Genomic DNA, 13251 nt, shown 5'->3' on the forward strand with positions numbered 1-13251 from the left:
GAATGCTTATGATCAAGCTGTTGTACTACTTGAAGAAATACCGAGTCGCCGCCATTGCTGCCCTGGTCATGATGTTGATTGAGCTTGCAGTGGAGCTGGCTCAGCCGTATCTCATCTCGAAGATTATCGATAACGGCATTCAGGAAGGCGATCTGTCCGTCGTCTGGTTATGGGGCGGAGTGCTCGTGGCGAGTGCGGTTGTTGCTTTTGCTGCCGGAATTGCCAGTTCGTTTTTTGCATCCCATGCGAGCTTGGGATTCGGATACGATCTGCGGGAGAAGCTGTATGATAAAGTGCAAGCGTTCTCTTACGCCGTGTTCAATCGTTTCGCCACCTCATCGCTCATTACTCGCTTAACAGGGGATGTTACCCAGGTTCAGGATACCGTTTTCATGAGTCTGCGCTTCATGACACGTGTCCCTCTGGTCGTGATTGGTAGCATGATTATGGCCGTCGTTGTGAATCCGCGATTGGGTCTGCTGCTGGTCGTGATGGTGCCTGTGTTGCTTATTGTCGTGGTCTGGATGATCAAAAAGGCAGCGCTGCTGTTCCGCAATGTGCAGCGCAGGCTGGATGCCGTCAACGGAGTCATCCAGGAGAATCTGACAGGCATTCGGCTGATCCGTGTCTTCGTACGGATGGGCCATGAGATTGAACGCTTTGCCGGCTTCAGCGGCAAGCTAATGAAAGGCACGATCTCCGCGCTACGCTTAACGGAGACGACGATGCCGTTTATGCTGCTCATGATGAACGGCTGCATTATCGCTGTACTATGGTTTGGGCGAGCTGATATTAACTCGGGCAGTGCAACGGTGGGTGAAGTGGTAGCTGTCATTAACTACCTGCTTCGTACCATTGGGGCAATGTCTGCACTATCGTGGATTCTCGTGACGTTCTCCCGAGCAAGCGCTTCAGCGCAGCGGTTGAATGAAGTCTTTGAAACTGAGGACGATTCAGAATCGGCTCAGAAGTCAGCGAATTTATTTTCTACAGAATCAGGACGGTCTGCATCATCAGTAGAACAAGGTACATCCATATTGACTCCAAAACAGCAGTCGATACAAGGTGCGGTTGAGTTCAAGAATGTTGGCTTTCATTATCCGAACAGTGATATTACGGTACTTGAAAATATCTCGTTCTCTGCCCGCCAAGGTGAGCGCATTGCCATTATGGGAGCGACAGGCTCAGGCAAGTCTTCACTCGTACAGTTAATTCCAAGGCTCTACACGGAGGACACAGGTCAGATCCGGATTGACGGTACCAACGCAGAACGTCTGGATACCTCGTTGCTGCGAGGGGCAATCGGTTATGTTCCACAGGAGGTTGTCCTATTCACAGGCTCTGTGCGCGATAACATCGCTTGGGGCCGAGAGGATGCTACGCTGGCTGAGATTCAAGAAGCCGCTAAGCGTGCTCAGATTCATGAAACGATTGAGAAATTGCCGAATGGTTATGATACACAGTTAGGTCAACGCGGCGTTAACCTGTCGGGTGGACAGAAGCAACGTTTATCCATTGCAAGGGCATTAATTCGTCGTCCAAGTATTTTGATTCTGGATGACAGTACAAGTGCACTGGATGTGGCAACCGAAGCAAGGTTATTGGATGCACTGGAGGAACTATCGTGCACAACCTTTATCATTACACAGAAGATTAGCTCCACAACCTCGGCCGATCTAATTCTGCTACTGGATGATGGACGGCTGATCGGGCAAGGTAAACATGAGGATCTGATGGATTCATCGGAATTGTACCGTCGCATCTATCAATCACAATATGGGGAGGGCACGCCGCATGTTCAAAGCATTCATTGAACCCTTCCGTCAACCGCCACCACCGCTTGATCCTGCAACGCTCAAAGGCGGCGGCTCTAAGCCGAAGGCAAGAGCGAAGAATTGGTCAGGTACATTGGGGCGGATCTGGACGTATCTTGCACGCCGCAAAGTGAAGCTCTCACTGGTGCTGCTGATGGTATTTGCAAGCTCAGCACTTGCGCTACTTGGGCCATATATGGTGGGCGTCGCAGTAGATAGCTTTATGGATGGAGAATCAACCAGCGCTAGCTGGACCAGGTTCCTGCTTGGACTGGTTGCGGTGTATGTATTGTTCTCCCTAACATCTTGGCTGCAAAACATTTGGATGATCGAAATCGCACAGGAGACGGTATATCGTATGCGGTATGACCTGTTCTCCCACCTGCACAAATTGCCTATTCCATTCTTCGGCAAGCGCCAGCAGGGTGAGATTATGAGCCGGGTTACGAATGATATCGAGAATGTTAGCGGTACATTGAACAGCTCGGCCATTCAGATTTTCTCAAGTATATTAACGCTACTGGGAACGTTTGGTGTCATGCTCTGGCTGAGTCCATTGCTGACCTTACTTACATTTATCGTTGTGCCGCTTATGGCTCTTGGCATGCGCTGGATTACGCGTCGAACAGGGCCACTCTTCAAGGAGCGGCAGCGTAATTTGGGTGAACTGAATGGATATATTGAAGAGACGTTATCTGGTCAGCGCATCATTAAAGCATTTTCACAAGAGGAACGGGTCATTCGGGGGTTCGAGGAGCGAAATACTCGAATCCGGATTTCCGGCTTCTGGGCGCAGACCATCTCTGGTTTTATACCGAAGCTGATGAACGGACTCAACAACCTGAGCTTCGCCATTGTAGCAGGGATCGGCGGTATCTTGGCGATTCAGGGTACGGTTACGGTGGGGATCATCATCATTTTCGTCGAATATGCTCGTCAATTCACACGTCCGCTGAACGATCTTGCGAATCAGTGGAATACGTTATTGTCGGCAATAGCCGGAGCGGAGCGTGTATTTGAAGTGCTGGATGAAGATGAAGAAGCGAAGGATGAGGGTGCAGCGGTATCGCTTGAGAAGGTAGAGGGAGCGGTGCGCTTTGACCGGGTCTCCTTTGGATACGATGAAGGTCGTGACATTTTGCATGAAATTAGCTTTGAAGCGAAGCCTGGAGAGATGATTGCATTAGTGGGTCCAACTGGGGCAGGCAAAACCACGCTAATTCAGCTATTGTCCCGATTCTATGATCCAACTGCGGGTACGCTGACAGTGGATGGACGGGATCTCACAACCATTCGCCGAGAGAATCTGCGTTCGCATATGGCATTTGTTCTTCAGGATTCATTCCTATTTCAAGGGACGATTCGGGAAAATATCCGCTTCGGCCGTCTGGATGCATCAGACGAAGAGGTGGAGATTGCCTCCAAACTAGCCAATGCGCATTCCTTTATTATGCGAATGAAGGGTGGTTATGACAAAGTGCTTCAGGCCGATGGCAGCGGCATCAGTCAAGGGCAGAAGCAACTGCTTGCCATCGCCCGCGCGATTCTGGCCGACCCGTCCATTCTTGTGTTAGATGAGGCGACAAGTAGTATTGATACCGTTACGGAGATCAAAATTCAGGAAGGGCTGCAACGTCTTATGCAGGGGCGGACCAGCTTTGTCATTGCTCACAGGCTGAACACGATCCGCCAAGCCGACCGGATTCTAGTGCTGAAGGATGGGCATCTGCTAGAACAAGGCTCGCATGACGTCTTGCTGGAACAAGGCGGCTTCTACAGCGAGCTGTATTACAGTCAGCTACGCAAGAAAGCACAGTGATGGCTGGGTGAGTCATTAGCATTCTCGGATGTGGCTCTTCGGTACCACAGGTGCTGAGCGAGATAAATTCATGACCAGGTAAGAGCAACTGAATATAAGAGGAGAGGATATACAGAAAAACGGACATTTATAGGGGTGTCCGTTTTTGCGTGAATTGTATGATGTACTTTGTTGTTATGATACTACCTGACAGGCAGTGCCTGCTTCATGAGAAGGGTGGTTGGACAGCGACTTAATTACATCGATGAGCTGTTGAACTTGACCTTGTCATGTTGTTTACACTCAGGTAGCCATGTCATGAGTAGTGCAGCATTCACGTGATGTAATAAATACGATGCTTGACAGTAAATCCACGTGGATGTATATTTAGCCTACGAACACTTAGACGTCTAACTTTAAGGTGTCATACAAAAGGGAGGAGAGTACTCTTGCGGAAAGATACACCGTATTCGGATCTATTTCAAACGATTGGGATCAAGATCAAGCGCAAAGCCGATGATCAAGTGAACGAGTTAGGGCTTAATGCTCAACAAGGTCGAATCATCGGATATATCTATGAACATCAGGATAACGGATTGATTCAGAAAAACCTAGCTGAGGCATTCAACCGGCGGGATGCAACGATTACAAGTATGCTGAAAGGCTTGGAGAAGAACGGATATATCGAGCGTAAGATTCCTTCGGATAATGAGCGGCAGAAGAACTTATACGTCTTGCCTAAGGGTGAGCAAGTCATTCATGATGTAGCCGAGATGTTTGCCAAGGTGGAGCACGAGATTGTGGCAAGCTTGACGGAAGATGAACAGGCAACATTGATGCAGTTATTGACGAAGGTTAATCAGAACCTCTAAGACGGCTGATGTACTGAGCAGGATTAACTGCTCATATCTAAATAGTTAGAAATCAAACAGTTCATGTTCTACTGATCAGTTTACCAATGTTGGTTGGTAATGAGCGATATTTATTTTTTTGTTCAAAAACTTAGAAGTCTAATTGTTATAACTAAAAGAGAGGCGGAATTCCGTTGAAAGAAAAACATTCAAACTCCTATTATCTGAGCACAGCCCCTGTCCACAAATCCATTATGTATCTGTCTATTCCTATGATGTTGGGCATGTCTGCAGGAACGTTGTATAACCTCATCAATGCTTTTTTCATTGGTCTAGTTCATGATACAGGCATGTTCAGTGCCATTACTCTCGGCTTACCGATTTTTACTGTCTTAATGGCGTTTGGTAATATGTTTGGGGTCGGTGGCGGCACCTTCATTACCCGCCTAACGGCTACGGGTGAAGGGGAGAAAGCGAAGAAGGTTGCAGGTTACTCGCTTTACTTCAGCTTAGCGGCTGGTCTATTCATTGCCCTCATCTCTTGGTTGTTCATCACCCCGATTGTTCATGGGCTTGGCGCCAATCAGGCTGTATATGCATACACGAGTCAGTACGCCATGACCTTATTGGCAGGTGGAGCGATTGTCATCGTGAACTTTGCACTGGAACAGTTGGTTCGGTCAGAAGGTGCATCGAAGGAATCGATGTATGGCATGTTCATTAGCATAATAGCCAGCATCCTATTGGATGTTCTATTTATTCTTATCTTCGATTGGCATGTATTCGGTGCTGCGCTGTCCATCGTATTGGCGAATGCTTGCTCAGCAGCCTATTATACCTGGTATTTATCATATCGCAGTGAGAATCTTAGAGGCTTCTTAAAGCACTGGAAGCTGAACCTGCAAGATCAGTTAGAGGTCTATAAAATTGGCGTATCCGAACTGCTGCAAACGTCATTCCTGATCGTATCGACTCTGCTGTTGAACCACTATGCCATGACATTTGGTGATCATATTGTCGCTGGCTTCGGTATTGCGCTACGGATTGTGCAGTTGCCTGAGTTTCTAACGATGGGGATCTTCATGGGAATTATTCCGCTCGTGGCGCATAATTTTGCAAGTGGGGATTTTGCTCGATTAAAAGCAACGTATAAACAGGCGACGCTGTATATTGCAGGGATCGCGGTGATTTTTATCGGCATCGTATATGTATTTAAGGAACAAGTCATCCGCCTGTTCTCATCTGATTCATCCGTGCTTGAGGCTGGAACCGCTATCCTGATCGCGATGCTGATCTCAGCGCTGTTCACCGGGCTTACTGGACTGTTTACCGGTATTTTCAAAGCTGCTGGAGAAGGGATTCCAACCAATGTGATGGCAATCTGCCAAGGAACCTTGTTCATTCCAGTCATCATTATTTTCCATCAGTACTTTGGTCTTACAGGTGTGATCTGGTCTATGACCATAACTGAAATCGTCACAAGCGTTCTAGGGCTGATCCTATTTGTATTCCATTACAGACGTATTAGTCAAAAAAACAATCGGCTTGTAGTCAATGCTTAAACTTAGCTTAGGCTGAATATAAGAGCGGGTCGGAGGGGTTACGTCCCGCTGTTCCGCTTTCTTTCTATCGACTCATTCCTATAAAAAGGGATTCGCTAAGTAGAAAAAGTGACGCTCTACATGGCGAATCCTTATTATAAATAGCTTATCAGATGAATGAATTTCATAATCTATTCAACTTTTTGTTACCTGAGCTTGTTCCTTATGAAATTTACTGTTTTGTCCCATAAGTAACTCATCGATCCGCACCAACCTATTTTCTGCATTTGACCGCCACATCGCTTCGCCCGCGGCAATAGAGTATGCGCCGGCTTCGGAACCTGCAAGGATGCTGTATTCTCGATGTTGTTTAGAAGATCCGAATAGATCGTTAAGTAAAACGGGATCACCGCCACCATGCCCTCCTTCGCCACGGACGACATGAATGATTTCTTTAGCTCCAAACAATGGGTAATAATCAATGGTCTGTTGTGGAATCGGAAAGGGAACACGGCTCGGTTCATGATATTCGGTACTTTCGATCCGACCTTTCGTACCATTAATGGCTAACCGGTAACCTTCATAAGGCGCAGAGAAATTAATCGAGTAACTCAGGAGTGCACCTTGGTTGTATTTAATAGAAGCAGTATAGGTATCTTCAATCTCAATATCGGAATCGAAAATACACGCGTCTGTTCTATAGTCCGTATATTTAGGCTTCTTATTATCTTCCACACGCAGATGATCGTCTTTTACATTGGCTGCGGACCAACGCATAACATATGCGCAGTCTTCACGAACATCACATGTATCACAATGACGTCCATCCACACGAGCAGGATTGTACTCCGAACGATCGCCATAATAATGAAGAGCACCAAACGCAAATACTTCCTCAGGTTGCTGATCGAGCCACCAATTAACCAGATCAAGGTGATGAGTAGATTTATGGACAGATAGGCCACCCGAGATATCACGATATCTGTTCCAGCGGCGGAAATAGCTTGAGCCGTGGAACGTATCTACATACCAATTAAGGTCAACTGAGGTAACTCGGCCGAGCTTACCATCCTGAATCATTTCTTTAATCCGACGATGGATCGGGTTGTAGCGATAGTTGAACATTACCGTTACTTTGCCCTTACTAAGCATTTCAGCTTCCATTACTTTTGTTGCATCTGCGGCTGTAGTCACCATCGGCTTCTCAGAAAGCACGTTGATGTCTCGTTTGAGACCAGCAAGAATGTAATCCATATGCGTATCATCTCTGCTGGTTACAATAATAGTGTCCGCGTCTGTTTCATCCAGCATCAGGTCAAACGATTCCGGGCTGTAAGTAGGAATATCGTTCAACTCTGGAAACTGAGATTTAGCTATATCAAAGCGTAAGGGATCACTGTCTAGGAGTGCAACAATCTGATGTCCCTTGGCATAAGTAGTGAGTAAAGGTTCAATAAACATGATTAGTGCACGGTTGCTAACGCCGCATAGCGCATATTTTTTCATTTAGGAACGCCTTCTTTCTGGCATATTTAATTCAAACGTAGAACAGAGGCATGTCTAATTCTGGTAGGCAGCTGGATGCTGGATGTGGATAGAATTTCCCACTTCTCCAGATCATTAGAAGCAAACGCCGCGTAATATCCTTCATGAAAACCATCCGCCAGCATAATCCATTTCCAGGGTAACTTCGAATTTGCAGGTAGTTCATAGACCGTTGGACCTTCCATAAGCGGTGGCGTTAGCATGGAAGAGAGAGAACCGAATACGGCTTTATCTGATGTCATCTTCATTATGCAAGAACGGATCGCTTTGAATTCCGTACCAGGCTTATTTTGACCTCGCTCGTCCTTAAACAACAGCAGGTATTCATCGTCTACCGATAGTACTGAAGCGTCAATAACATTAAAACCTGGGTCAAAGAACAGAGCTGCTTCAGTAAAGGATGTAAAGTCACTTGTTGTAGTGGACCAAATGCGGTGATTCCGTGAACCAGGCTGCGTGGTTGAGGACCAAATGATCCGATAAACGTCATGCACTGAATCATAAAAAGCCTCAGGAGCCCATACATTCTGTGTATCGGGGACATGCTCCATCAATGGGATAAGCCGCAGATCTTCCCAGTTAATTAAATCTGTGCTTGTGGCATAGCCAATACTAAGACTTTCCCACCCATCCGTCCAAAGAAGATGAAATCGACCGTGCTTGTCTTGAAGCAGAAATGGATCTCGAATTTGCCTGCTTCCTACAGAAGAAGTTAAGATAGCACAGCCGTTATTTCGTTCTGTCCACATCACACCGTCTGGACTTTCAGCGAGAAAAAAATCCTCCGCGTCTTCCTTAAAGTAACTAAGCAAATACATCAAATTCGCCCCTTTTTTCTATTTAATACCGCTCGTAGCTACGCCTTCAACGAAGTGTTTTTGTGCGATGAAGAAGATTATTACAGGAGGAATGATGGCCACAATTGACATGGCAAACAAGGAGCCCCAATTAATCTGGGCAGCGTTATCCACAAACATTTGTAAAGCCAACGGAACAGTATATTTGCGTACCTCGTTTAAATAAAGCAGTTGATCGAAGTAATCGTCCCAGCTCCACAAAAAAGAAAAAATACCCATGGTATAGAGCACTGGTTTGCAGTTGGGAAGCAGAATACTATAGAATGTGCGGAACAAACCACAGCCGTCCATTAATGCAGCCTCATCTAGCTCACGTGGTAGACCTTTTAGAAACTGGATCATCAGATAAACAAAAAAGGCATTACTAGCTAAGAAGTAGGGTAAGACCAAAGGCAGGATGGTATTGATCCAACCTAGATCAGAAAACATGACATAACGAGGGATGAGTAACACCTGTGTGGGCAACATTAACGTACCGAGTAGAAGCGCAAACCAGAGACCCTTCAATGGAAAATTCATTCGTGCAAACGGAAAAGCAACGAGTGAACTGGAGAGGATACAGCCAATGACTGATAATATTGAAATCGTCAGCGAGTTGATAACGAATTGACCAAAGGTGTAGCCGGGAACCGCATTCCAACCTTCTAAATAGTTACTGAACTGGAATTGCGACGGCCAAAGACTGGTTGCTGTGAAAATTTCGTTATTCGCTTTAAAGCTACCGAGCAGAAGCCATATAACGGGGTAGATCATTGTGAGAGACATCAGGATCAATAACATATTCTTACCGATAACGGCAGGTTTAAAATTCATTCATTTTGCACTTCCTTTCGTATCATTTTCATAGTAAACCCAGCGTTTGGACGTTATGAATATGATGGCTGTCACAACTGCAATCAGTATAAGTAGACTCCATGAGACTGCTGAGGCGTAACCCATACGTTGTTGTTTAAAAGCAAGGTCATAAATATACAAGACAGAAAACAGCGTCTCGTCCATTGGACCACCTTTAGTGATGATGTAACCTTGAGTAAAGACCTGAAAAGAGCTTATAGTCTGTAAAATCAAATTAAATAATAGAATAGGTGAAATCATGGGAAGCGTAATTTTGAAGAAGCGGGATATGGAACTGGCACCATCAATTTCAGCAGCTTCATAGAGGTCTCCAGGCACATTTTTTAGACCAGCCAGGAAAATAACCATTGATGATCCGAACTGCCATACTACAAGTAGGATCAGCACATACAGAGCGTAATCCGGTTGTCCAAGCCACTCTTTACCGGTTATGCCAATTAAACTTAGAAAGCTGTTGAACAGACCATCTAACCCAAAAATATTGCGCCACATGACAGCTACAGCAACACTTCCACCAATAAGTGAAGGCAGATAAAAGAGAGTTCTGTAGATTGACATGCCCAGGGAAGCTTTATACAGCAGAATAGCGACAAACAGTGCCATCGCAAGTTTTAAGGGGACACTCAGCACGACATATGTCAACGTTACTTCAATGGATTTCAGAAAACGTTCATCCTGAAACATCTGTACATAATTTTGCAGACCAATAAAGGTAGAGCTTCGTAGTGTGCTTTCCGTCAACGATAAGTAGAACGAATTAACGAACGGCCAAAGCGTCAGTCCAAAAAAACCGATGAGCCAGGGTAACAAAAATAAGTAGGCAGCCCATGTTTTATTTTTGTTGTTAGATGCATTTTTTCTTTTTTTTATCGGTAGCACCGAAGAAGAGTGCGTGTTTTCCATTGATTCCTACTCCTCTCTAAAGTAAATAAAAGTGGAACGGGAAGGCGGATATCATCCGCTTCCCGAATCCTTTTATTACTTGCTGCCAAAGGCAGCGTTCACTTGATCCATCAATTTTTTGGCACCTTCGTCAACGCTAATTTTGCCAAACGCAATCTCCTGTCCAACTTTCTCGATCAGGCCCTTCCAATTCAGAATCTGAGGTCCGTTCGGTGGGGAAGGTATGGTGACTCCATCGAGCTTGTTAAGCTCTTGAATTAACATGATATTTTTTTCATCGCCCTCAGACAGCTCTGACGTAGATAGCAAAGCTTGCTGCTGTTCTTCAGTAGGGAGGACACCACGAGTTGTTTTCAAGACTTTCGCTGCGTCGGTATCATGAATGAAAAAATTCAGAAATTTCGCAGCTTCCTCGGGGTGTTTAGTTCCTGCACTAATAGACAGTACTTGGCTTGGTCCAGGCATTAATGTTCGTCCAGTCGAAGCACTCTGTGGCATCATGACCATATCTAGTGTATTATTCGTTTGGCTTTGGAAGCGGCTAAATGAGCTAGATGCAATCGGTACGAAAGCGGCTTTACCTTTCACAATTAGGGAATTAGCAGAGTCGTCAGAAGTAGCAGATATATCGGGTGGAGCTACGGCATTTACTGAGCGTAGTTCAGCCCAATATTGATAATAGGCTTTAATTTGATCTTCGTTGAACGTGTAGGACGTAGTGTCGTTTGGAAAGGAGTCGGGTGCGTCGAGCGCCGTTATTCCAAAAGCTTTGAATACATCAAAAGCAACGGAAGAGTCAACCGCTCCGTAAACTTTGCCCCCCGATTTCTCGTAAACCTCTTTAAATTTGGTTGCTAAGTCGTCCCATGTATACGGAGGTGTTGGTGGCTCAATGCCCAGACTATCGAGTAATGTTTTATCATATAGGTAAGCGTCTGTAGCAAGGCCGATGTATGCACCGACTGTTTTTCCTTCCATAGCAACAGATTCCAGAACGGATTCGTTCAGACCTGTCTTGTCCAATACATTATCCAAAGGTAATAAAGCCTCAATTCCAAGTCTGTTGTTGATGTCTCCTCCCGTTTGAAATAAATCAGGGGCACTATTGCCTGCAACCTGAGCCTGAAGCTTGGATTCATAACCATCATAGCCTGAATATTCGGGCAATATTTTGATACCAGGGTTCTTTTCCTCGAAAATCTTAATCGCTTCAAGCGTAGCAGTATGTCGGTCTTCCGATCCCCACCACGCAAAGCGAAGTTCTACTGTTTCAGAGCTGTCATTGTTACTGCTTCCGGCATTTTCTGTGCTGTTGTTCGAACAAGCAGACAACATGATTAATGCGAAGGACAGAACAGCAATGAGGCTTTTTTTCCAATACATATGATTGACCTCCCGTTGAGTGAAGTTCTTAACTACAAGTATTAATTTATAATAAAGCGCTTTCAGAATGTAGGTAACAGAACAACTAAAATGATCATGATTCAACAGAAAAATGGTTTTTATAAGAATTTATTTGAATTGAGATGGTTTGACTCCAGTATATTCTTTAAATAGTTTGCTAAAATAATGAGCACTTTTGTATCCTACCTGCTGTGATACTTCATAAACTCGATTACCAGGAATGCTTAGTAATTTTTTGGCCTTTTCCATTCGCTCTTGGGTTAGATATTCGGAAAAACTAATTCCTACGCGTTCTTTGAAGATAGCTCCTAAATAGTTGGGTGTAAGAAATACCATGTGAGCGAGTTCCTCCAATCGAATTTCAGAGTCCAAATTTTTGTCAATGTAATCAAGACACATACGAATGGCTTGACGATTTTTTTTGTCAGCAGATCCAGTAAGAGAGCCCGCAATCTGTTTATATAGTGATTTAATCTGAGGAAAGACATCTTCCGAGTGACGAGATTTTTGAATTTTTTGGATCGTCTCCGTGTAACTAGTTTCCCAAAATTCGTCCGTTCGATTATGTTCATACTGGATTACAGATAATAGCATAATTAATTCATTGCTTAGCTTATGGAGATAGCCTGCCGGATACAAGGTCTGCGACTTTTCATATTTGGATTGAAGTTGATCCAGATAATGTTCTACTGATTCTATGTTACGGGCAGATAGAGCATTAAACAGTCTTTGACGTTCTTTAGGTGGAAATAATGTTTGGTTATTCTCCAATGGTTCTTCCCACTCATCCGTAGGCGTATTGACTGAGAGGAGATTCAGTCTCATGGCTTCTCTAGCTTCAAGGAACGACTTGGGGATCTGATAAGCAACAGTGCACATCTTGCCCAACGCAAATTTAACTGAAATGTGATGCTTAATCTGTATCTGATGGCTAACCTCATTCAAAACCGACTCAAGTTGGTAGATCGCATTGGTCTCGGAAAAGCTCATAATTACAATGATACCTCGGGTATTATATAGAAAACCGACAGGATCACCACAGATTTCAACTGCATTGCAGACTTCTTCACGAATGATGTGCATGTCTGGGGCGGTAATCAGAGCGGGCCAAACATAGCCAATCAAAGTTTGATAACAAGCGGCATTCATAGGTACGCCAATGAATTCCATAAGCTCTGGCTCATAGCTCCCGTTTAACAGGCTGTATAGTAATTGATCCTGCATAAGAGGCAGGCTTTCCTTTAATTTTTTCTCTACCTGCGCGGTCGCAGTGATTTTTTCCTTTTCATCCACAATTGCTCTAGTCAACTGTTCAAGAACTTTAGTAATTGAATCCAGTTCGACTGGTTTAAGGAGATATTCAAAAACCCCGTAAGTAATTGCCGTCTTGGCAAATTGAAACTCATCATGTCCAGTAAGTACGACAATTTTGCACGGGTAATTTAAGGATTTAATCGCTTCAATGAGCCCAAAACCATCCATAATCGGCATTTTTATATCAGTGATTACAATATCAACCTGCGCTATAGAAGTAGTGAGTATATCAATAGCTTCTTTTCCATTGTTTGCGTATCCAATAATATTCATTCCGTAATGATTCCAGTCTACTGCGTCCCTTAATCCTTCCAGGACAAAGTCCTCATCATCTACAAGAAGTATGTTCAGTACATTCATTGTGTGTCC

At 44.7% G+C, this 13251-nt stretch carries 10 protein-coding genes; 4 read left to right on the forward strand and 6 right to left on the reverse strand.

Annotated elements, in window-relative coordinates:
• The first annotated feature begins 8 nt into the window (after positions 1-8).
• From V6W81_RS04905 to V6W81_RS04920, 4 genes are all read left to right on the forward strand, one after another.
• The gene (locus V6W81_RS04905; protein WP_338541853.1) at positions 9-1814 is read left to right on the forward strand and encodes an ABC transporter ATP-binding protein; all 1806 of its coding nucleotides are present in this window, start codon (positions 9-11) and stop codon (positions 1812-1814) included.
• Entirely contained in the window at positions 1795-3633 is a 1839-nt protein-coding gene (locus V6W81_RS04910) for an ABC transporter ATP-binding protein (protein ID WP_338541854.1), read from the forward strand. Before V6W81_RS04905 ends, V6W81_RS04910 begins: the two co-directional genes overlap by 20 nt.
• Before the next feature lie 428 nt (positions 3634-4061).
• Complete coding sequence (locus V6W81_RS04915; protein ID WP_338541855.1) at positions 4062-4484, forward strand: MarR family winged helix-turn-helix transcriptional regulator; 423 nt, start codon at positions 4062-4064, stop codon at positions 4482-4484.
• A gap of 233 nt (positions 4485-4717) precedes the next feature.
• On the forward strand, positions 4718-6025 hold the full coding sequence (locus tag V6W81_RS04920; protein WP_338543942.1) for an MATE family efflux transporter: 1308 nt from the start codon (positions 4718-4720) through the stop codon (positions 6023-6025).
• 174 nt (positions 6026-6199) lie between these two features.
• Here the strand turns inward: V6W81_RS04920 and V6W81_RS04925 are convergent, their stop codons facing one another.
• The 6 genes from V6W81_RS04925 to V6W81_RS04950 form a co-directional block, all read right to left on the reverse strand.
• Entirely contained in the window at positions 6200-7510 is a 1311-nt protein-coding gene (locus tag V6W81_RS04925) for a Gfo/Idh/MocA family protein (RefSeq protein ID WP_338541856.1), read from the reverse strand.
• A 26-nt stretch (positions 7511-7536) separates the two neighbouring features.
• On the reverse strand, positions 7537-8367 hold the full coding sequence (locus V6W81_RS04930; RefSeq protein ID WP_338541857.1) for a glycoside hydrolase family 43 protein: 831 nt from the start codon (positions 8365-8367) through the stop codon (positions 7537-7539).
• An 18-nt stretch (positions 8368-8385) separates the two neighbouring features.
• A complete protein-coding gene (locus V6W81_RS04935; protein ID WP_338541858.1) occupies positions 8386-9219 on the reverse strand; it encodes a carbohydrate ABC transporter permease in 834 nt (277 codons plus the stop codon).
• Positions 9220-10164 carry a carbohydrate ABC transporter permease gene (locus V6W81_RS04940; protein ID WP_338541859.1) on the reverse strand — a complete coding sequence of 315 codons (945 nt, stop codon included), beginning with the start codon at positions 10162-10164 and terminating at the stop codon, positions 9220-9222.
• A 75-nt stretch (positions 10165-10239) separates the two neighbouring features.
• Positions 10240-11547: an ABC transporter substrate-binding protein gene (locus tag V6W81_RS04945; RefSeq protein WP_338541860.1), complete on the reverse strand. Its 1308-nt coding sequence runs from the start codon at positions 11545-11547 to the stop codon at positions 10240-10242.
• A gap of 129 nt (positions 11548-11676) precedes the next feature.
• On the reverse strand, positions 11677-13242 hold the full coding sequence (locus V6W81_RS04950; protein WP_338541861.1) for a response regulator: 1566 nt from the start codon (positions 13240-13242) through the stop codon (positions 11677-11679).
• Positions 13243-13251 lie beyond the last annotated feature (9 nt).

This window comes from Paenibacillus tundrae (assembly GCF_036884255.1).
Lineage (GTDB): Bacteria > Bacillota > Bacilli > Paenibacillales > Paenibacillaceae > Paenibacillus.

Excerpts from the sequence above, each read along its gene's own strand:
- V6W81_RS04905 (WP_338541853.1), top strand. The coding sequence starts at position 9 with ATGATCAAGCTGTTGTACTACTTGAAGAAATACCGAGTCGCCGCCATT.
- V6W81_RS04910 (WP_338541854.1), top strand. The coding sequence starts at position 1,795 with ATGTTCAAAGCATTCATTGAACCCTTCCGTCAACCGCCACCACCGCTT.
- V6W81_RS04920 (WP_338543942.1), top strand. The coding sequence starts at position 4,718 with ATGTATCTGTCTATTCCTATGATGTTGGGCATGTCTGCAGGAACGTTG.
- V6W81_RS04925 (WP_338541856.1), bottom strand. The coding sequence starts at position 7,510 with ATGAAAAAATATGCGCTATGCGGCGTTAGCAACCGTGCACTAATCATG.
- V6W81_RS04930 (WP_338541857.1), bottom strand. The coding sequence starts at position 8,367 with ATGTATTTGCTTAGTTACTTTAAGGAAGACGCGGAGGATTTTTTTCTC.
- V6W81_RS04935 (WP_338541858.1), bottom strand. The coding sequence starts at position 9,219 with ATGAATTTTAAACCTGCCGTTATCGGTAAGAATATGTTATTGATCCTG.
- V6W81_RS04940 (WP_338541859.1), bottom strand. The coding sequence starts at position 10,164 with ATGGAAAACACGCACTCTTCTTCGGTGCTACCGATAAAAAAAAGAAAA.
- V6W81_RS04945 (WP_338541860.1), bottom strand. The coding sequence starts at position 11,547 with ATGTATTGGAAAAAAAGCCTCATTGCTGTTCTGTCCTTCGCATTAATC.
- V6W81_RS04950 (WP_338541861.1), bottom strand. The coding sequence starts at position 13,242 with ATGAATGTACTGAACATACTTCTTGTAGATGATGAGGACTTTGTCCTG.